Origin of the sequence: Streptomyces sp. AK08-02 (assembly GCF_033795085.1) — a bacterium.
Classification (GTDB): domain Bacteria; phylum Actinomycetota; class Actinomycetes; order Streptomycetales; family Streptomycetaceae; genus Streptomyces; species Streptomyces echiniscabiei.
Genome location: NZ_JARAZV010000030.1, coordinates 35686 through 55950, shown reverse-complemented (window position 1 = coordinate 55950; position 20265 = coordinate 35686). Strand labels below are relative to the sequence as shown.

Here is a 20265-nt window from a genome sequence, read left to right as displayed (position 1 = left end):
GTCGACGTCACCGACCACCGGTGATCGCAGGTGACCGACATCGACCGTCAGTGCTGGTAGCCGTAGACGCCGCGCGCCTGGTCGCGGACGAGACGGCCCTTCTCCAGCTCGATGACGCGCTTGCGCATCTGGTCGACGATGTTCTGGTCGTGCGTCGCCATCACCACGGTCGTGCCCGTCCGGTTGATCCGGTCGAGCAGCTTCATGATGCCGACGGAGGTCTGCGGGTCGAGGTTGCCGGTCGGCTCGTCGGCGATCAGCAGCTTGGGCCGGTTCACGAAGGCCCGTGCGATGGCGACACGCTGCTGCTCACCGCCGGACAGCTCACCGGGCATCCGCTCCTCCTTGCCGCCCAGGCCGACGAGGTCGAGCACCTGGGGCACGGACTTGCGGATCTCGCCCTTGGACTTGCCGATGACCTCCTGCGCGAAGGCGACGTTCTCGGCGACCGTCTTGTTCGGCAGCAGCCGGAAGTCCTGGAACACCGTCCCCAGCTGGCGCCGCATCTGCGGCACCTTCCAGTTGGAGAGGCGCGCGAGGTCCTTGCCCAGGACGTGCACCTGACCGTGGCTGGCGCGCTCCTCGCGGAGGATCAACCGCAGGAAGGTGGACTTTCCGGAGCCGGAGGACCCGACGAGGAAGACGAACTCACCCTTCTCGACCTCCAGGGTGACATCCCTGAGGGCGGGGTGGTTCTGCTTGGGGTAGACCTTGGAGACGCTGTCGAATCGGATCACGGATACACCACGGACCATCGGGGGCAGGTGACCGTGACCATACGCGAACCGGGGACGCGAGCGCAGGCGCGGGAGTGCTTTGCGCAAGGGTTGTGCCCATTTATGACGGTCGACGGCGGCCCGGGATCTTCGACTGACCCCGGTGAGCGGTGGGCAGGATAAGGCGAACCGCGCCGAATTCCGCGGAACCTGGCACAGTGGAGCGTGGAGTGGGGAACGGTTGCGTTCCCGTAAGCGTTGTGTACGTGGAAGCGGCGCAAGGAGGGCAAGGCGCATGACGTACGACCGATTGGTGTGCGCGAACTGCGCGGCGCCCGTGAGCGAGGGACGCTGTCCCGTCTGCCGGGCCAGCCGCGAGCGGATGCAACAGGAGGGGCCGTTCGCCGGACTGAACCCGATGGCGCTGATCGCGCTGCTGGCGGTGCTGATAGCGGCACTGGCACTGGTGGCTCACCAGACGGCATAGCCGGGCGCGGACAGACGGCGCGGCGAGGCGCAGTCGACCCGTCCCGTCCGTCACAGGACACACCACGAAGGGCCCGGAGCTTCGAAGCTCCGGGCCCTTCGTGGTGTGTACGCGAGGCGTACGAACTACCGGGTACGGCGGGTACGACGGGTGCTACTAGGCTGCGGCGCCACCACGGCCACCCACGAGGCGCGGCAGGACGCGGAAGGCGACACCCCCGGCGATCATCGTGGCGGCACCGATGATCAGGAAGGTCGTCTCGGCGGCACCGGTCTCGGCGAGCTCGTCGCCCGAACCCTGGGCCGCGGTCTCCGAGCCCGTGTCGGTGAGGGCCGAGGAGCCCTCCTCCTGGACGGAGGTGTTCGAGCCGCCGTCGGGGTCGGTGTTGCTGTTGCCGCCGTCGCTGCCCGTGCCGGTCTCGTCCGACGGGTCGTCGGACGGGGTGTCGGTCGGGTCCTCGTCGGTCGGCTCACTCGGCTCGGTGGAGGGCTCCTCCGGCTCCGAGGGCTCCGGGAGGGCCGTGGTCGGCTCCGGGTCGGGCAGAGAGGGCTCGGGGTCGGCCGTCGTCGGGTCCGGGTCCGGCTGGGTCGGAACACCGGTCGGGTCCGTCGCGGTCGGGGTCGGGTCCGGGCTCGGCGTGCCGGCGCAGATCACGACCAGGTCGCACTCGTCGGCGGAGGCGATGCCCGCGGCGGTGAACGACGCGCCGGCGGCAATCACCGCTCCGGCCGCTATCCGCGCGACCCGGATCCGCGTCTTGTTCGTCATATGGCTGGTACCCCCAGTAGCTGAATTCGTCATTGGAGCTGCGCTCGGGGCCGTGATCGACAGGGGCGGCAGTGAGCGCCCCCGGTTCACATGCGCCCCAGAGATACGCATGCCGAGCCTCACCTTTTCGATTTTCCAAGAACACGTCAAGGTCGTTGCGCGCGCAATGTCCCCTTGATCCTCGCTTGCCGCACATCGGACCCTGTGAGTGTGATGTAAAACCCAGACATCCTCAGACACAGAACAACCGCCGCCCGGTGGGCGGCGGTTGCTTTGTCGACAAGGAGCTCTTCGGGCGGGTCCTGCGGAGTGCTACTTCTCCTGCTGCTTGCGCCAGCGAATTCCGGCTTCGAGGAATCCGTCGATCTCACCGTTGAACACGGCCTCGGGGTTGCCGACTTCGAACTCCGTACGCAGGTCCTTGACCATCTGGTACGGGTGCAGGACGTACGAACGCATCTGGTTGCCCCAGGAGTTGCCGCCGTCGCCCTTGAGGGCGTTCATCTTGGCCTGCTCCTCCTGGCGGCGGCGCTCCAGCAGCTTGGCCTGGAGCACGTTCATCGCGCTGGCCTTGTTCTGGATCTGCGAACGCTCGTTCTGGCAGGAAACGACGATGCCGGTGGGGAGGTGGGTGAGGCGGACCGCGGAGTCGGTGGTGTTGACGCCCTGGCCGCCGGGGCCGGAGGAGCGGTACACGTCGACGCGCAGCTCGGACTCGTCGATCTCGATGTGGTCGGTCTGCTCGACGACGGGCAGGATCTCCACCCCGGCGAACGAGGTCTGGCGACGTCCCTGGTTGTCGAAGGGCGAGATCCGGACGAGCCGGTGGGTGCCCTGCTCGACGGAGAGGGTGCCATAGGCGTACGGCACGTTGACGGCGAAGGTGGTCGACTTGATGCCGGCCTCTTCGGCGTACGACGTCTCGTAGATCTCGGTCTTGTAGCCCTTCTGCTCCGCCCACCGCAGGTACATGCGCTGCAGTTTCTCGGCGAAGTCGGCGGCGTCCACGCCACCGGCCTCCGCGCGGATGTTGACGAGGGCCTCACGGGCGTCGTACTCGCCGGAGAGGAGGGTACGGACCTCCATCTCGTCGAGGGCCTTCTTCACGGAGGTGAGCTCGGACTCCGCCTCGGCGCGGGTGTCCGGGTCGTCCTCCTCCTCGGCCATCTCGAAGAGCACGCTCAGATCGTCGATCCGTCCGCGCAGCGCTTCGGCCTTCCTCACCTCCGCCTGGAGGTGGGAGAGCTTGCTGGTGATCTTCTGCGCTTCTTCCGGGTCGTCCCACAGGGACGGCGCTGCCGCCTGCTCCTCGAGCACGACGACATCTGCCCTCAGCTTGTCGAGGTCCAGGACGGCCTCGATCGACTCCATGGTCGAGGAGAGGGACTTGAGCTCTTCGGATACATCGACGACTGCCACGACACCAGCGTAACGGCTCCGCCGGAGCGGCAGACTTTCGGCGCCGGGTCCGGGACGGAGGACGAGGCCGGTTCAGCCCGAGCCCTGTTTCCCACCCACCCACCCGTTCACCGCATCTGACCAGCCCAGGCACCACCGCCCCACCCCCGGCTCCGGCCACACCTTCCAGCGCAGGCCCGCATTTCCAGCCCGTCCGGCGATTGAGGACAAGGCCCGTTCAGGGCCGGCTTCGTTCCCACCCACCGGCCCCCACCGCTTCAACAGCCCAGGCCACACCCCTCCAGCCCCGGCCGCACCCTTCCAGCACAGGCCCGCACCCCCAGCCCGTCCGGCGATTGAGGACAAGGCCCGTTCAGGGCCGGAGCGGGGGTCTGGGGGCGCAGCCCCCAGGGGCACCAGCGGGGTTGGTCTGGGGGCGGAGCCCCCAGGTCACGGGGCCGCCGGTGCGGAGCTCTGCGTGTCCTGCGGCGTCGCTCCCGCGTCGTCCCCCGACACGGCCACCCACGTACCGACCCCCACCACCGCAACCAGCACCACCGCGGCCGCCCCCAAAGTCACCCTGCGCCGCCGAGCCGAGGCCCGGTGCCGCGCCGAGCCGGGCCGCGCGGCGCCCACCGGACGCGGCACACGGGCCGTGCCCAGCGCCCCGCCCGCCAGCTCGTCCGGCCCCGGCACCCGCATCGACGTGTGCGTGTCCCGGTTGGAGTCCGGCTTGGCGCCCCGCACCAGAGGCACCGCTCCCCGCCGTACCCGCTCCCCCGCCGGCACGGCCATCTCGTCGTACGCCTCGTCCCGCGAACCGTGCCCCTGCCCGTGACCCTGGGTCGGGCCCTGGCCGGACTCCTCCCCGTCCTCCGAGTCCGGCTCGTCCACGTCCAGCGGCGGCATCCCCACCAGCAACGGCAACTGCTCCCGCAGCCGTGCCCCCAGCTCGGACGCCCGCAGCCGCGACGCCGGCGCCTTCGCCAGACACTGCACGAGCAGCTGCCACAGTTCCTCGGGGATACCGGGAAGCGGTACGACCGTCTCCGTCACATGCCGGCGCAGCACCGCACCCGGGTGACCGCCGCCGAAGGGTGTGAAGCCGGCCAGCAGTTCGTAGAGAACCGTCGCCAGCGCGTAGATGTCGACGGCCGCGCGCGGAGGCAGGCCCTCGACGATCTCCGGCGCCAGGTAGTCCGGCGTACCGATGATCTTCGTGGCCCGGGTCCGCCGCGGTGAGTCGATGAGTTTCGCGACGCCGAAGTCCGTCAGGAGGGCGGGGTGCGAGCCGCCGGGGCCCAGCGGGCCCTGCATGTCCAACAGCACGTTCTCCGGCTTCACGTCGCGGTGCACGACCCCGGCGGCGTGTGCGGCGGCCAGGCCGTCCGCGATGTCGGCCACTATCGCGACCGCGGCCTCCGGGGCGAGCCGGCGCTCGCGGTCGAGCCGGGTGCGCAGGTCCGTACCCCGCACCAGGTCCATGACGAGCGCGAGGTCGTTGCCGTCGACCACCAGGTCCCGTACGGACACGATGTTCGGATGTTCGAGGCCGAGCAACGCGGTCCGCTCCTGCACGAAGCGTCCGACGAGCTCCTGGTCCGACGCCAGGTCCTCGCGCAACAGCTTGACGGCGACGGGCCCCTCGGGCCCCTCGCCCAGCCACACCGTGCCGGCGCTGCCCCGCCCCAGGATCTGGTTGGCGGTGTACCGGCTGCCGATCTTCCGTGCCAAGACTGCTCCTACAGACGCGTGTTGCCGACGCGGCGCCGGTCCCGGGGGAACACCCCGGGCCCTCGCCCGACAAAACCTCGACCTCAGCCGACAAAACTACGCGTCCGGAGCCGCAACCTTCACCGCCGGGACGGAAATCACCCGCCAGGTGTCGACAAATCCCCAGAGTCGCACCGAAACACGGCCGGAGCTCCGCCCACCTGATCCTCAAATGCCCCGGCTAGGACCTGATTGGGCAAACAGCCTCCCCGCGGCCGGGAAAATCCCGCGCGGCCGGAAAGCCGCCGCGCCCCGGCCCTACGGGTTCTGGTCAGTGCTAGTCACACGTCCCACCCAGTTGCCGACCTTGTCGGCCCAGTCACCGAGCTGCGCGAAGAACCCCTTCGTCGATCCGACCCACTCCTGCAGCGGGCTCAGTTCCCAGATCAGCCACGCGGCGACGAAGAGGATGACGATCGTGAACAGGCACCCCTTGAGACAGCCGAGCCCCGGGATCCTCATCCGGTTCGCGCTGCGCTGCCGGGGTTCCCTCGGCTCGCGCGGCGGCCGGCTCTCGGGCTGCTGAGGGCGCTGGGGCTGCTGCGGCGCCGGGGGCGCGTACCGCTGCTGGGGCTGCTGCGGCTGTTGCTGAGGCGCGTACTGCTGGTGCTGGGGCTGCTGTCCCTGTCCCGGCCCCTGCGGATAGCCGTAACCGGGCTGCGGCTGCGGGCCCCGCTGCTGCTGACGCGACGGCGGCGGCTGGTACGGCGGCGGCTGCTGAGGCTGTTGCTGCGGCGGCCGGCCCGGCTGCCGCTGGGGCCGGCGGCGCAGGGGGTCCTCGCCGGGGTCCAGGTACTGGACCTGCGTCTGCTCGTTGCGGTCCCGGGCGGCACGCAGCTGGTTCTGCCAGGGGTGCGGCTCCTCGGGCCCGCCGGATCCGCCGGGGCCCCCGGTCTGGCTCTGCGGCACGGGCGGCATGACGGCGGTGGGATCCGCGGCGCCCATCGCCCCCGGGCCGCCGGGCCCCGCGGTGTGCGGCAGCACGCTGGTGGCACCGTTCGGGTCGTACGCCGCCGGGGCGCCCGCCCCGTAGGGCAGCACCTGCGTCGGGTCGCCGGAGCCGGGCACCACGGTCGGCGCCGGATCCGGTGCGAGCAGGTGGACGACCCCTTCGGCCGCCGCGATCTGCATCGAGTTGGCGTGGACGCCGATGCCCTCGGCGACGACGCGCAGCCCGCGCGCGAGGTTCTCGGCGCTGGGCCGTTCGTCCGGGTTCTTGCGCAGGCAGCGCTCGATGACCGTCCACAGCGGTTCGGGCACGGTCGACGGGCGGCGCGGTTCGGCGGTGAGGTGCTGGTGCAGGACTTCGAGAGCGGACCCGCCACCGAACGGCGGACGGCCGGTGACCAGCTCGTACATCAGGATGCCGGCACCGTAGATGTCGACGGCGGAGGTCTGCGGACGGCCTTCGGCCGACTCGGGGGCGACGTACGCGGGCGTGCCGACGAACTCGTGGGTGCGGGTGAGGCCCGGGGAGTCGGCGAGCCTGGCGATGCCGAAGTCGGTGAGCATCGGGTGCATCCGGCCGTTGTCCTGCATGAGCAGGACGTTGGCGGGCTTCAGGTCCCGGTGCACCACACCGTCGGCGTGGCTGACGGCGAGCGCGTCGGCGATCTGCGCGGTGAGAAGGGCGGCGGCGACGGGCGTGAAGGGGCCGTTCTCCCGCAGATATCTGTGCAGGTCGGGGCCGTCGATGAGGTCCATGACCAGCGCCAGCAGATCGCCCTCGACCACCAGGTCCCGTACGCGGACGATGTTCGGGTGGATCAGCCGCAGCAGCACGGACCGCTCGCGCAGGAAGCGCATCACGATGTCGGCGTCGTTGGCGAGCTCCTCCTTGAGGACCTTGATCGCCACGGCCTCGCCGGGCTGGCCGGGCACGGCCGCCTCGGCTCCCGCGGTCTCCCTCTGGCGGGCGCGCCAGACGGTGCCTGTGGCGCCGCGTCCCAGCGGCTCCTCAAGGAGGTACTTGCTCCCTACCGGCCGCACGTCGTGGCTCCCTTACATACGTACATCCCGTACACGGTCTTTCCGCCCCACTGTAGTGCCGTGCCCGCAGGACACCCTGGGCAACGACCGCCTCCACAGACGGCTACGTACGGCCTCCTTGGCGCGTTCGACGGAAAGAGGCCGGAAAGTCGTCGGAAAGTCGATGGCAAAGACGTCTCGATCGGTCTCCTCGGTTGCCTAATCCCGAACGTGACCGATCTCAAATCGATTACCAAACCGATCTCAAACGGACAGCCGCCGGTCACTGGTCAGGCACTTTTACGGGCAGAGGTGACCATTCAAGATCACTTATCGGTGGGGGGCGGGCGCGTTGTCAGTGGCAGGTGCGAGGATGCCTCCAGTACTGGCCTACGTGCTCGTGTGCGGTGGGGGAAGTCCGCGGTGGTGGGACCCGTGGCGTGGCTTCGTCCTCCTTTACGGGTGTCCGTGCAGAAGGGACCGCTGACGGCGATGCAGATCCGGCTGACCGTCGTAGACCCACTGGGGCCACCCTCGGAGCCGTGGGCGCGTACCGCGAGCTGCGACGTGGTGGTCACCGCTCCCGCCGGCACGGCGCTGGCCACGGTCGCCTCGGCCCTGGCGTCGGTGGTCGCGGGTGACGGGGGTTCCTCCCTGCCCGAGCGCGGCCGGGAGCGCGAGAGCGGCGGCGCGGTGGTGCTCTACGCGGGCGACCAGCGCCTCGACACCCAGCGCTGCACCCTCGGCGAACCCCCGCTGGTCGACGGTGCCGTGCTCGCCCTGGGCACCCCGGCCGAGCCGGAGCCGCACCCCGAGGCGGACGAGGTGGCGGCCCAACTGCACGTGGTCGCGGGACCGGACGCGGGCGGGGTCCATCTCCTGCACGGCGGCCAGATCACCATCGGCCGCTCCGCGGACGCCGACGTCCCCCTGGACGACCCGGACGTCTCCCGGCTGCACTGCGCGGTCACGGTCTCGGAGGACGGCCGCATAGCGGTCGCGGACCTCGACTCGACGAACGGCACGACGCTGTCCGGCGCCCGCCTCGGCACCCGCCCGGTCCGCCTCCCCCCGGGCGCGCTGCTGCGCATCGGCGAGTCGGCCCTGCGGCTGACGCCGCCCGGCCACGCGGGCGCCCGCGTGGACACGACCCCCGACGGCGAGGGCCACGTACGCGTGAGCGTCCCCGAGGGGCACGCGAAGGTTCCGGCGCGCACGACGGGCACGCCGGAGAACCCCGAAAGCGTCCCGAACCCCGGCACCAGGGGGGCTTTCCCCGGGACATCCGCGTCCACGACCACATCCACGTCCGATTCAGCGCACGCGCGCGTGCAGCCCGGTGGCACGGCTGAGCCGCCCTCCGCTGAGACCCATCACGCCTACGGTTCGGCGAGTTGGGGAGCGGCCGGGGGCGTGTCGGAGGCCGCGCAGCCGGTCGTGCCGGGCCAGGGCCGGGCACCGCGGATCGAGAACCGGGGTTCCACGGGCGCGGCCGGGGCGTCGGGCGGTGCCGGGGACACCCACGGCGCCGGACTGTCCCTGCCGGAGTCGATGTCCGGCGCCGTCGCGGTACCGCGAGCCCGCGCTCACGACGAGGCGGACAGGGCGGACAGGGAAGACACAGTCGGCACACCTGACGCCGAGGCCTCCGCGGGCAGCGGGCGCAAGGGGACGCCCCTGCGGGGGACGGACGTCCCGCAGGGTGGGCGCAAGCGCGGTGGGCTCTCCAAGTGGGCGCGCCGGCTGACCGGCGGGCGCACGGAGCAGGAGCCGGCCGGGAGCGAGGCGTACGACGACGAGGACCCGGTGTCCGACCAGGCGGCCCCCGAGTTCGCGGAGGCGCCCGCGCAGGCACCGGAGAGCTGGCCCGACCCGGCGACACTGCTGCTCACGGCCCTCGGCCCGGGCCCCCGGCTGTGGGAGCGCGGCCCTGGACACCCGGAAACACTCACGCTGCGGCTCGGTACGGCGGACCGGGCGGCCCCCGACGGCTCCGGGCTGCTGCCCGCCGTACCGGTGACCGCGGGTCTGCGCGAGGTCGGGGCGCTGGGGCTGGCGGGACCGCGCGCGCGGCTCTCGGGGCTGGCCCGCGCGGTGGTGGCCCAGCTGACGGCGCTGCACTCCCCCGAGGCCCTGGAAATCGTTCTGATCAGCACGGACCGCTCGCGCACCGTCGAGGAGCGCACGGCCGAATGGGCCTGGCTCGGCTGGCTCCCGCATCTGCGCCCCGGGCACGGCCAGGACTGCCGTCTCCTCCTCGCCTACGACCGCGAACAGGCCACAGCCCGCGCCGACGAGCTCCTGCGGCGTCTGGAGGACCACGACGCGGAGGCGGCGGCGAAGAGCCCCGCCGGCCGTGCCGAGACCGGTGGGGAACCGGATGCCGGTGCCCCGGGCGACCGGGAAGCGGCCCGGCGGCCCTCCTGGGCCCGGGACGACGAACCCGCCGAGTCGGCGAACGGTTTCACGGGCCCGTACACCGTGGTCGTGGTGGACGGGGACCCCGGTGGTGCGGCGGTCCGGGAGGCCGTGGCGCGGCTGGCGCAGGAAGGACCGCGGGCCGGGATCCACGTCCTGTGCCTCGCGGAGACGGAGGCGGCGTCGCCCGCGTCACCGGTGGCAGAGACGTACGAGGCGGCCTGCGCGGCCTCGCCCCCGTTCCGTGAGTGCGGGGCGGTCGCGCTGCTCAGCGGCGACGTGGCCACCGCGCTGCATGTGATGCGGGTGGCACGGACGGGAGCGAACCCGCCTGGACGTTCCGGCTCGGCCGACATGGACACCCCCGGCTCGGGGTCCCCGTCGTCCGCCGGGCTGGTCGGTCAGGGCTCCGTCGCCGCCGTGGACGCCGTGTCCCTGCCCTGGGCCGAACGGTTCGCGCGGGCGCTGGCTCCGCTGCGCACCGACGGTGCCGCCGGGGCACGGCAGCAGCGCGTCTCCGCGCCGTTGCCGCAAGCGGCGCGGCTGCTCGACGAGTTGGGGCTCGCCCGGGCCACCCCGGCGTCCCTGATGGCCCGTTGGGCGGACGCGGCCGACGACAAGGAGACCCTCGGCGGCCGGGCCTGGGCCGTCCTCGGTGCCGGTCCGCGCGGGCCGGTCGGCGTGGACCTCGCGGCGGAGGGACCCCATCTGCTGATCGAGGGGCCACCCGGCAGCGGGCGTACGGAGCTGCTGCGGGCGGTCGTCGCGTCGCTGGCGGCGGCCGAGCGGCCCGACCGGCTGGGCATCGTGCTGATGGACGGCCGGGACGGCACAGGTGGGAGCGGTGGCAGTGGCAGCGGGGGCGCGCAGCACGGCGAGGGCCTGCGGGTGTGCACCGACCTTCCGCATGTCACCACTCACCTCACGGCCAACGACCCTGTGCGCATGCGGGAGTTCGCGCAGTCGCTGAGCGCCGAGCTGAAGCGCCGGGCCGAGTTGCTCGGGCGGGTCGGGTTCGCCGAGTGGCACACCGGGCGCGAACTGTCCGGCCGGATCGGGCCACAGCGATCGGCGTCCGGCGCGAGGTCCGGGTCGGGGGCGGGGTCCGGCAAGCACGGTTCGGGTACGGGTTCCGGAGCGAGTACGGCCGTGCGGGCGGAGCTGTCCGGGGGCGGGGCCGGGGATCTCGACACGGCGCCCAGTTCGACGTTGCGCCTGCGTCCGGCGGCGAGTCGGCGGCGTACGGAGACACCGCCCCTGGCCCGTCTCGTGGTGGTCGTGGACGATCTGGACGCGTTGGTGTCGCCCGCGCTGGGCTCGCCGGGGCGGCCGTCGGCGGGGTCCGTGGTGCGGGCGTTGGAGGCGGTGGCCCGGGAGGGCGAGCGGCTCGGGGTGCATCTGGTGGCCGCGGCGGGCGTCGGTGGACGTACCGCGGAGACGGAGCTGGCCCGGGGGGCCGCGCTGCGGGTCCTGCTGGACGCGCCCGCGCCGGGGCCGGACGAGCCCGCGGCCGGGCGGGGGCGATTGAGCGGGGCGGACGGAAGGGGCATCCCGTTCCAAGGGGGGCGGGTGACGGGGCGTATCCCGCGTACGGCGACGCTGCGGCCGACGGTCGCCGCGCTGGACTGGCAGCGGATGGGTGATCCACCGGCGCGGCGGCCGGTGCGTGAGCTGGGCAACGGGCCGACGGACCTGGCCCTGCTGGCCAGCGCGCTGGAACGAGCGGCGCGCTCGGTGTCGGCGACGGAGGTGCCGTCACTGCTGTGACGGCACCTCACCATCCCTGGGGGCTCGCCCCCAGACCCCCGCTCCGGCCCTGAACGGGCCTTGTCCTCAATCGCCGGACAGGCTGAGAGTGCGGGCCTGCGCTGGAGAAGTGTGCGCCAACCCGATGAACGCGTGGGGAAGCGTTTTGGGGGCACCCTTGGACACGACGCGGTCACGATCACCCGCTTGACGCGGCAGGCGTACTTGCCGACCCCCACGACCCGGCGTAGACCAGAGCCCACGCGACAGCACCGAGCACGTTCAACGCCGAACGACGAACGGGGCACACATGCGCAGCATTCTTCGTACCCGCACCCTGACCACCCTCTCCGCGACCGCCCTCGCACTCACCCTCGCCTCCTGCGGCTCCGACGACGACCCGGGCGACAAGGGCACCGACACCAGCACGGGCACCGGCGGTGACACCTCCGCCTCCGTCAGGCTCCCCAAGCTCGACGGCCAGACCCTGGAGGTCGCCGCCGTCTGGACGGGCCCCGAGCAGGAGAACTTCACCAAGGTTCTGCAGGAGTTCGAGAAGCGCACGGGCGCGAAGGTCAACTTCGTGCCGACCGGCAACAACACCTCGACGTTCCTCGGTACGAAGATCCAGGGCGGCAAGCCCCCGGACGTCGCGTTCCTGCCCCAGGTGGGCGTACTGCACCAGTTCGCCGAGAAGGGCTGGCTCAAGCCGCTCGGCACGGACGCCCAAGCCCAGCTCGACAAGAACTTCGACGCCGGCTGGAAGGAACTCGGCGCTTTCGAGGGCAAGCAGTACGGCATCTACGTCAAGGCCGCCAACAAGTCCCTGGTCTGGTACAACACCGCCGCTTTCGAGGCCGCGGGCGTCCCGGACACCCCCACCACCTGGAAGGACTTCATCGCCACCGCGCAGACCCTCTCCGACGCAGGCTCCCCCGCCGTGTCCGTGGGCGGTGCCGACGGCTGGACCCTCACCGACTGGTTCGAGAACGTCTATCTGTCGCAGGCCGGCCCGGAGAAGTACGACCAGCTCGCCCAGCACAAGATCAAGTGGACCGATCCGTCCGTCAAGGACGCCCTGACCACCCTCGCCGAACTCTGGGGCAAGGACGATCTCCTCGCGGGCGGCCGTTCCGGCGCGCTGGCGACCGAGTTCCCGAAGTCGGTCACCCAGACCTTCTCCGGTGACACCCCGGCGGCGATGGTCTTCGAGGGCGACTTCGTGGCCGCCAACATCAACGCGGACACGAAGGCGAAGATCGGCACGGACGCGAAGGTCTTCCCGTTCCCGGCGGTCGGCGACCAGGCCCCTGTCGTCAGCGGCGGTGACGTCGCCGTGGCGCTGAAGGACGGCGCGGGCGCCCAGGCCCTGCTGACGTTCCTGGGTTCGACGGACGCGGCCGAGATCTGGGCGGCACAGGGCGGCTTCCTCTCGCCGAGCAAGACGATGGACCAGTCGGCGTACAAGGACGCCGTCACCCGGGACATCGCGAAGGCCCTCATCGCGGCCGGCGACGACTTCCGCTTCGACATGTCCGACCAGGCCCCGGCCGCCTTCGGCGGTACCCAGGGCGTCGGCGAGTGGAAGGACCTCCAGGACTTCCTGAAGAACCCGAAGGACGTCGCGGGCACCCAGAAGCAACTAGAGGCCGACGCCGTCAAGGCGTACAAGAACGGCTGACGGCACCGGCATGGAGTCGCAGAGAGACAACAAGCCGACCGTCACCACAACAAAGCACGAGAAGGCCAAGAGCGTCACCGGGACCCGCTGGTGGGTGGCGGTCCTGTTCCTGCTGCCCGCCCTGGTCCTGCTCGGCTCACTCGTCGTCTACCCGATCGGTTACTCCGTCTGGCGCAGCCTGTACGACGCCGACGGATCCGGTTTCGTCGGCCTGGAGAACTACGCCGACATCTTCAGCGACGACGCCACGCTGACCGCCGTACGCAACACGGCGATCTGGGTGGCCGTCGCACCCGCCCTCGTCACCGCGCTCGGTCTGATCTTCGCGGTGCTGACCGAACGGGTGCGATGGGGTACGGCGTTCAAGCTGATCGTCTTCATGCCGATGGCGATCTCGATGCTCGCGGCGGGGATCATCTTCCGCCTCGTCTACGAGCAGGACCCCGACCAGGGTGTCGCCAACGCCATCGTGACATCCGTGCACGACGCCTTCGTGGACTCCTCCGTCTATCCGAAGGCCCGCCCGAACGCCCAGGCGAGCGACCTCAGGTCGTCCGGCGGAGGCTCGTTCACCTCCACCGGAACCGTCAGCCCGGGCACCCCGGCGCTGCTGCCCCTCGTGGGCATCGCCCCCGACAAACTCCCCGGCACACCCGAGAACGCCAAGGCGGCCGGCGCCTCCGGTTCCGGGATCAACGGCACCGTCTGGCTGGACTTCAAGCTCGGCGGTGGCGGTACGAAGGGTCAGGTCGACCCGGGTGAGAAGGCGCTGAAGGGGGTCAAGGTCCAGGCCGTGAAGGACGGCAAGGTCGTCGCCTCGGCGACCAGCGGCGCCGACGGGACGTTCACCCTGCCCGCCAACGCCGACGGGGCCCAACTGCGCCTGCCGGGCTCGAACTTCGCCACCGCCTACACCGGGATCGACTGGCTCGGGCCGACCCTGGTCACCCCGGCCGTCATCGGCAGCTACACCTGGATGTGGGCCGGGTTCGCGATGGTGCTCATCGCGGCGGGGCTCGCGGGCGTGGACCGGAATCTGCTGGAGGCGGCGCGGGTGGACGGCGCCAACGAGTGGCAGGTGTTCCGGCGGGTCACCGTGCCGTTGCTCGCACCCGTGCTGGTCGTCGTGCTCGTCACGCTGATGATCAACGTGATGAAGGTGTTCGACCTCGTCTACATCATCGCCCCGCAGCCCAGTCAGGACGACGCCAACGTCCTCGCGCTCCAGTTGTTCCTGTCGTCGTTCGGCGGGGGCGGCAACTACGGCGTCGGCAGCGCGATCGGCGTCATCCTGCTGCTGCTCGTCCTGCCGGTGATGTTCGTCAATCTGCGCCGACTCAGGAAGGAGCGTCAGCGGTGACGGCTCTCGACCCGACCCTCGATCCCGCCCTCGACCGGCCCGTGCGCGCCAGGCGCTCCGTCGCCGCCCGGGTGGCCGCAGGCGCCGCGGGCGGTGCGATGCGGTTCTTCCTCATCCTCGTCGCGCTCGTCTGGATGGTGCCGACGTTCGGGCTGCTGGTGTCGTCGTTCCGCGACCCGACGGACATCTCCACCTCCGGATGGTGGAAGGTGTTCACGGCTCCCGGGCAGCTGACCGCGAAGAGCTACAGGACGCTGCTGGAGAACGACGCGATCACCAGTTCGCTCCTCAACACCGTCTGGATCACGGTCCCGGCGACACTTCTGGTCGTCATGATCGGCGCGATGGCCGGATACGCCTTCGCGTGGATGGACTTCCGTGGGCGCGACTGGTGGTTCCTGGTCGTCGTCGCGCTGCTCGTCGTACCCGTGCAGGTGGCGCTGATCCCGCTCTCCGACCTGTTCGGGAAGATCGGGATCTTCGGCGACATCATCGGGGTGGTGCTGTTCCATGTGGGGTTCGGGCTGCCGTTCGCGATCTTCCTGCTGCGGAACTTCTTCGCGGAGATCCCGCGTGAGCTGCTGGAGGCGGCCCGGCTGGACGGCGCCGGCGAGATGAGGCTGTTCGCGACCGTCGTCCTGCCGCTCGCCGCGCCTGCCATCGCGTCCCTGGGGATCTTCCAGTTCCTGTGGGTGTGGAACGACATGCTGGTCGCGCTGGTGTTCTCCGACTCGCAGTCGCAGCCGCTGACGGTCGCACTCCAGCAGCAGGTACGTCAGTTCGGCAGCAACATCGAGGTACTGGCGCCGGGCGCGTTCATCTCGATGGTGATCCCGCTGGCCGTGTTCTTCGCGTTCCAGCGGCAGTTCGTGTCGGGGGTGATGGCGGGCGCGGTCAAGTAAAAGAGTAAACGGATAAGCATCCCACTTATGGGGTTACGGGTTCAAACGCCCATGTCCCCCACATGCCGCAATCGGCGTAACCAAGTCACTCCATCGGCCGTTCCCGGGCAGTAGGCCCGAGTCGACCCACCGACCCATGGATGTGCCTTGCCCAGGTTCAGTGTCATCGTCCCCGCGTACAAGGTTCAGGCGTATCTGCAGGAGTGCCTGGAATCGGTGCTCGGCCAGTCGTATCCGGATCTCGAAGTCATCGCCGTCGACGACTGCTCGCCCGACGCCTGCGGTGCGCTCGTCGACGAGTTCGCGGCGCGCGACGCCCGGGTGCGCCCCGTCCACCTCCCGGAGAACGGCGGGGTGGGCGCGGCGCGCAACGCGGGCGTCGCGCGCGCGACCGGGGACTATCTCGTCTTCGTCGACGGCGACGACGCCCTCGCCCCGGACGCCCTGCGGGCGATCGCCGACCGGATCAAGGAGGCGGGCGATCCGGACGTCCTCGTCTACGACCACGCGCACGCCCTCTGGTCCGGTGAGACCGTCCGCAGCCCGTTCCTGCATCAGCTCACCGAGCAGGGCCCCGTCCCCTTCCGGCTGGACGACCGGCCGTTGCTGCTCAAGCTGCCGCTGGTGGCCTGGAACAAGGCCTACCGGCGGGAGTTCGTCGAGCGCGAGGGCCTCACCTTCCCGGCGGGTGCCTGTGCGGACATCCCCTGGACGGTGCCGGCGCTGCTCGCCGCCGAGTCGGTGGCGACCCTGGACCGGGTGTGCGTCCACCACCGCAGGCAGCGGCGGCTCACCGACGCGCCCCCCGCTCAGGGGCACTTCGACATTCACGAGCAGTACGACCGTGTCTTCGCGTTCGTCGACGAGCACCCCGAACTCACGCACTGGCGGCCGGTGTTGTTCCGCCGGATGGTCGACCAGCTGATGTCGGTGCTGGCCCGCCCCGAGCGGCTGCCGCGCACCGCCCGCGCCGAGTTCCTGCGCAGGTCCCGGGACCACTACCGCCGATACCGCACCCCGGGCGCCGCCGTACCGCTGCACGCCCGGCTCCGGCACCTTCTCGTCCGGACGGGCAGCTATCGCACGTATCGGGTGGTGCGGCTCGCGTCCGCGCTGCGCCGCCACCTCACCCGTTTCACCAAGTCCTTCGCGCGCGGCGTTCGTTCGGCCGCGCTGCGGCTGCACTACCGGGTCCAGCGGCGGCTGCCGGTGCGGGCGGAGCGGGCTGTCTTCACCAGTCACTCCGGGCGCGGATACGGCTGCAACCCGGGCGCCCTCGAAGCCGCGTTCCGTTCCTTCGTGCCGGGCATGCGGACGGCGTGGGTGGCCCGCCCCGAGTACCATCACACGCTCCCGACGGCGACCGCCCGGGTGCGACCGGGCACCGCCGCCTACTGGACGGCGCTGGCCCGCTCCAAGTACCTGGTGAACAACGGGAGTTGGGACAGCCGTTTCGTGAAGCGAGCCGGCCAGGTGGTGATCCAGACCCAGTACGGGACCCCGCTGAAGCGCATGGGCCTCGACCTCCGGGACCGGCCGGCCGCCGCCCGTGACACCGACTTCACGGCGCTCGTCGCGGACGTCGACACCTGGGACCACTGCCTGTCGGCCAACCGCCACTCGACCCTCGTATGGGAGCGGGTCTTCCCCGGCGGCTACACCACCCTCGAAACCGGGCAGCCCCGCAACGACGTGTTCCAGCAGGCGACTTCGGCGGACGTGGCCCGGCTGCGCGAGTCGCTCGGCATCCCCGAGGGCTCGGTCGCGATCCTGTACGCGCCCACCCACCGCGACTATCTGCGCGGCCCCCGGCACACACTCGACCTGGACCGCGTCCTGCGCCAACTCGGCCCGCGCTACGTCCTGCTGGCCCGCGCCCATCACATCTACGACGCCCCACTGGCGCCCGCCTCCGGCGGCCGACTGATCGACGTGACCGGCCATCCGAGCATCGAGTCGCTGTGCCTCGCCTCGGACGCGCTGGTCACCGACTACTCGTCGCTGATGTTCGACTACGCCAACCTGAACCGGCCGATCGTGATCCACTCGGACGACTGGGAGGCGTACGAGGCGGCCCGTGGCACGTACTTCGACCTGCGCGCCTTCCCGCCGGGCGCGATCGCGCGCAGCGAGGACGAGCTGATCGACATCTTCGCGACCGGCCACTGGCGCGGGTCGCGCTCCGCGCAACTGCGGGCCGCGTTCCGCGAGAGGTTCTGTCCGTACGACGACGGGCGCGCCGCCGAGCGGGTCGTGCAGCGGCTGGTACTGGGCGGGAAGGCCGGGCAGGCGCCGGTCACTCCGCTCGCCGAGCGCCACCCGGTGCCGTCGGCGGCGGACGGGTTCGCCGGCGTTCCGCTCGCGAGCGTGCCGCACCCGCAGCCCAGCACTGACGGCACGCCCGTCCTCAACGGCTCCTGAGCGGCGTACCGCTCGATCGGTGCCGCCCGATCCGTACTACTCGATGACGAGGTCGACCTCGATGTTGCCGCGCGTGGCGTTGGAGTACGGGCAGACCTGGTGGGCCTGCTCGACGAGCTTGCGGCCGGTCTCGGCGTCGACGGTGTCGGGCAGCTCGACGCGGAGGGTGACCTTGAGGCCGAAGCCCTCGCCCTGCTTGCCTATGCCGACCTCGGCGGTCACGGCGGCGTCGCTGACGTCGACCTTGGCGCCGCGGCCGACGAGGCCCAGGGCACTGCCGAAACAGGCGGCGTAACCGGCGGCGAAGAGCTGCTCCGGGTTGGTTCCGGCGCCGTTGCCACCCAGCTCCACCGGCATGGCCAGCGCGAGGTCGACCTTGCCGTCGGAGCTGACCGCGCGGCCCTCCCGGCCGTGCGTGGCGGTGGCGACTGCGGTGTAGATCGCGTCCATGGAAGCCGTCCCTCTCATCGAACTCATCAACATCAGAGCTTCTCGGGGAGCCCCCTGCGGGGCTCCTTGATGAAGATGATTAGAGCACACAATTCAATTGTGCACAACTAGATGGTGGGCAAGGAGGTATCCTGGAGCCATGTCAGCAACCTCCGCCGAGGACTACCTCCGTCTCGACCAGCAGATCTGCTTCTCCCTGAACGCGGCGTCGCGCGCCTTCAACGGCGTCTACCGCGTGGTCCTCAAGGACCTCGGGCTCACCTACCCGCAGTACCTGGTGATGCTCGTGCTGTGGGAACACGGACAGCTGCCCGTGAAGAAGGTCGGCGAACACCTGCGCCTCGACTCCGGCACCCTGTCACCGCTGCTCAAGCGGCTGGAGACGGCCGGTCTGGTCCGGCGCGAGCGCAGCGCCCGGGACGAGCGGTCGGTGGAGGTGCGGGCGACCGAGGAGGGGCTCGCGCTGCGTGAGCGAGCGCTTCAGGTGCCGCGTCGGATCGTCGCGGCGACCAGCTTCGACGTGGACGAGATCCGGGCGTTGCGGGCCCGTCTTGACGAGCTCACTGTCGCTCTGGACGCGGCTGCGCTGGAGGCGTAGCGCTCGCTCGTGGGGCGGCTGCGGCGCCGTTGTGGCTGGGCGCGCTGTTCCCCACGCCCCTTACGAGCGCCCTGCGCTCGTACAGGCGCAGCGTTACCCCGCTTCCGGTCAGCTCCCTCCTCGGCTCGAACTCCCCCTCCACCAGCGCCAGTTTGGTCCGTTCGGTCGGGCTGTCCGGGTGCCAGCCGGGGCGCAGGGCGTACGGCTCGGCGACCAGCCAGACATGGTCCAGCCGCGCCAGTCGGCGCCGGAGCGCGGCCGGGCCGGTCTCGACGCCGTACAGCGTGCCGGACGTCCGCGCGGACTCGGCGAGGGCGAGGTCCCGGGTCCCGCGGAATCCTTTCGGATACGCCAGTGCCGAGCGCCGTCCGATGGCCGGCAGGAACAGCACCGGGTCGCCTGGGCGCAGTTCACGGGAGGCGAGCGCGGAGGCGACGGCGAGGTTCTCGCCGCCGCGCTGGGCCATGGAACGGTCCTCTCGCAGCAGCGGCAGTTGGTGCGCGCAGACAAGGGTCACGGCGAGCACCCCGGCCGCGGCGACGGTCGCGCGGGGCGGACGCGGCAGGACCCGCACGACGCGGTCGGCCCCTGCGGCGACGAGAAGGGGGGCGCCGGCGAGGGCGTACAGGACGTAGCGGGCGTCGTACAGGGGCGACCACTGCGAGACGGTCATGAGGATCGTGGGCGGTACGAGGAGCAGCGGGAGGGCGACTGCGGGGAGTGACGGTCCGCGTCCGGGGAGTGCGCGCCAGGGGTGGAGCAGCGCCACGTACAGCAGGACCAGACAGGGCACGAGAACCTCGTCCGTCGGGCCGGTGAACTGGCGTACGAGCTGGTCCACGCTGCCCTGGCCGGGCGGCCTCAGCCATGCCACCTGCGCCGACTGGGCGTGCGAGAGCAGCGCCAGCGGAAGCAGCGCGGACACCACGACGCCCGCCGCGCACAGCCAGCCGGCCCACACCCGCCGGGGGACGCGGGCGAGCGCGAGGGTGACGGCGTGCGCGAGGAGCAGCAGTACGGCGAACTCGTGGAGGAGGCAGGTGACGGCGAGGACCACTCCGTACGGCAGCCAGGAGCGGCCCGCGACCGCGCGTACGAGCAGCAGCGTCGCGCCGGCCGCGCCGGCCGCGACCATCGCGTACGACCGGCCCTCCTGGGCGTAGTGGCCGACCATCGGATTGACCGCGTACAGCAGCCCGGCCCAGAGGCCGACGCGGGGGCGGGCCATGCGACTGCCGAGGGCCGCGACGAGGCCCGCGGTGACGGCTGCGGCGAGGACGGAGGGGAGTCGCAGGAGGACCTCGCCGGGGTGGACGGCGAGGACGGGCCGCATGAGCAGGTAGTACAGGCCGTGCACGGCGTCGACCCCGTGCAGCAGCCGCCAGATCTGCGGAACCGTGCGCCGCGCGACCTGGAAGGTGGCCGCCTCGTCACGCCATATGCCGCCCCGGTCCAGTCCCCAGCAGCCGATCACCAGCATGACGGCCATGGGGATCACGGGGACCGCGACGGCGGCTGTCTTCTTGTTCATCTCCTTGTTCATCGGCCTGTTGATCACGGGCCTGATTTTGTGCGATGA

General features: G+C 71.3%; 14 protein-coding genes. 7 read left to right on the top strand and 7 right to left on the bottom strand.

Annotated elements, in window-relative coordinates; genetic code table 11:
* Positions 1–47: 47 nt before the first annotated feature.
* The gene (gene ftsE, locus PV734_RS42805) at positions 48–737 is read right to left on the bottom strand and encodes a cell division ATP-binding protein FtsE (RefSeq protein WP_044472073.1); all 690 of its coding nucleotides are present in this window, start codon (positions 735–737) and stop codon (positions 48–50) included.
* Positions 738–1011: 274 nt separating this feature from the next.
* Between ftsE and PV734_RS42800 the strand changes: the two genes are divergently transcribed.
* Positions 1012–1203, top strand: a complete 192-nt coding sequence (locus tag PV734_RS42800; protein ID WP_319092555.1) for a hypothetical protein — start codon at positions 1012–1014, stop codon at positions 1201–1203.
* A gap of 156 nt (positions 1204–1359) precedes the next feature.
* On the opposite strand, the gene PV734_RS42795 is transcribed toward PV734_RS42800, so the two are convergent.
* The 4 genes from PV734_RS42795 to PV734_RS42780 form a co-directional block, all read right to left on the bottom strand.
* Positions 1360–1971, bottom strand: a complete 612-nt coding sequence (locus PV734_RS42795) for a hypothetical protein (protein WP_319092556.1) — start codon at positions 1969–1971, stop codon at positions 1360–1362.
* Between the two features lie 312 nt (positions 1972–2283).
* On the bottom strand, positions 2284–3390 hold the full coding sequence (prfB, locus tag PV734_RS42790; RefSeq protein WP_006375990.1) for a peptide chain release factor 2: 1107 nt from the start codon (positions 3388–3390) through the stop codon (positions 2284–2286).
* A 429-nt stretch (positions 3391–3819) separates the two neighbouring features.
* Positions 3820–5103 carry a serine/threonine-protein kinase gene (locus tag PV734_RS42785; RefSeq protein ID WP_319092557.1) on the bottom strand — a complete coding sequence of 428 codons (1284 nt, stop codon included), beginning with the start codon at positions 5101–5103 and terminating at the stop codon, positions 3820–3822.
* A 297-nt stretch (positions 5104–5400) separates the two neighbouring features.
* Positions 5401–7131 carry a serine/threonine-protein kinase gene (locus PV734_RS42780; RefSeq protein ID WP_319092558.1) on the bottom strand — a complete coding sequence of 577 codons (1731 nt, stop codon included), beginning with the start codon at positions 7129–7131 and terminating at the stop codon, positions 5401–5403.
* Between the two features lie 471 nt (positions 7132–7602).
* Between PV734_RS42780 and PV734_RS42775 the strand changes: the two genes are divergently transcribed.
* From PV734_RS42775 to PV734_RS42755, 5 genes are all read left to right on the top strand, one after another.
* Positions 7603–11295 (top strand): FHA domain-containing protein, encoded by a 3693-nt coding sequence (locus PV734_RS42775; protein ID WP_319294774.1) that lies wholly within the window; start codon positions 7603–7605, stop codon positions 11293–11295.
* A 289-nt stretch (positions 11296–11584) separates the two neighbouring features.
* Entirely contained in the window at positions 11585–12955 is a 1371-nt protein-coding gene (locus PV734_RS42770; protein ID WP_319294743.1) for an ABC transporter substrate-binding protein, read from the top strand.
* Positions 12956–12965: 10 nt separating this feature from the next.
* Complete coding sequence (locus PV734_RS42765) at positions 12966–14315, top strand: sugar ABC transporter permease (RefSeq protein WP_319092560.1); 1350 nt, start codon at positions 12966–12968, stop codon at positions 14313–14315.
* Positions 14316–14413: 98 nt separating this feature from the next.
* Positions 14414–15217, top strand: coding sequence for a carbohydrate ABC transporter permease (locus PV734_RS42760; protein WP_407705502.1), 804 nt, complete (start codon positions 14414–14416; stop codon positions 15215–15217).
* 147 nt (positions 15218–15364) lie between these two features.
* Positions 15365–17638: a bifunctional glycosyltransferase family 2 protein/CDP-glycerol:glycerophosphate glycerophosphotransferase gene (locus PV734_RS42755; RefSeq protein WP_319294741.1), complete on the top strand. Its 2274-nt coding sequence runs from the start codon at positions 15365–15367 to the stop codon at positions 17636–17638.
* Between the two features lie 36 nt (positions 17639–17674).
* Here PV734_RS42755 and PV734_RS42750 read toward each other — a convergent pair whose 3' ends face one another.
* Positions 17675–18088: an organic hydroperoxide resistance protein gene (locus tag PV734_RS42750; protein ID WP_319092563.1), complete on the bottom strand. Its 414-nt coding sequence runs from the start codon at positions 18086–18088 to the stop codon at positions 17675–17677.
* Positions 18089–18227: 139 nt separating this feature from the next.
* On the opposite strand from PV734_RS42750, the gene PV734_RS42745 reads away from it, so the two are divergent.
* A complete protein-coding gene (locus tag PV734_RS42745) occupies positions 18228–18686 on the top strand; it encodes a MarR family transcriptional regulator (RefSeq protein ID WP_319092564.1) in 459 nt (152 codons plus the stop codon).
* On the opposite strand, the gene PV734_RS42740 is transcribed toward PV734_RS42745, so the two are convergent.
* The gene (locus PV734_RS42740) at positions 18649–20244 is read right to left on the bottom strand and encodes a glycosyltransferase family 39 protein (protein ID WP_319092565.1); all 1596 of its coding nucleotides are present in this window, start codon (positions 20242–20244) and stop codon (positions 18649–18651) included. The two genes, PV734_RS42745 and PV734_RS42740, sit on opposite strands and share 38 nt — an antisense overlap.
* Between the last annotated feature and the right edge of the window lie 21 nt (positions 20245–20265).

Bases quoted from the DNA above. Each gene is read 5' to 3' on its own strand.
- PV734_RS42800 (WP_319092555.1), top strand. From the start codon at position 1,012: ATGACGTACGACCGATTGGTGTGCGCGAACTGCGCGGCGCCCGTGAGC.
- PV734_RS42795 (WP_319092556.1), bottom strand. From the start codon at position 1,971: ATGACGAACAAGACGCGGATCCGGGTCGCGCGGATAGCGGCCGGAGCG.
- PV734_RS42775 (WP_319294774.1), top strand. From the start codon at position 7,603: ATGCAGATCCGGCTGACCGTCGTAGACCCACTGGGGCCACCCTCGGAG.
- PV734_RS42770 (WP_319294743.1), top strand. From the start codon at position 11,585: ATGCGCAGCATTCTTCGTACCCGCACCCTGACCACCCTCTCCGCGACC.
- PV734_RS42765 (WP_319092560.1), top strand. From the start codon at position 12,966: ATGGAGTCGCAGAGAGACAACAAGCCGACCGTCACCACAACAAAGCAC.
- PV734_RS42760 (WP_407705502.1), top strand. From the start codon at position 14,414: ATGCGGTTCTTCCTCATCCTCGTCGCGCTCGTCTGGATGGTGCCGACG.
- PV734_RS42750 (WP_319092563.1), bottom strand. From the start codon at position 18,088: ATGGACGCGATCTACACCGCAGTCGCCACCGCCACGCACGGCCGGGAG.
- PV734_RS42745 (WP_319092564.1), top strand. From the start codon at position 18,228: ATGTCAGCAACCTCCGCCGAGGACTACCTCCGTCTCGACCAGCAGATC.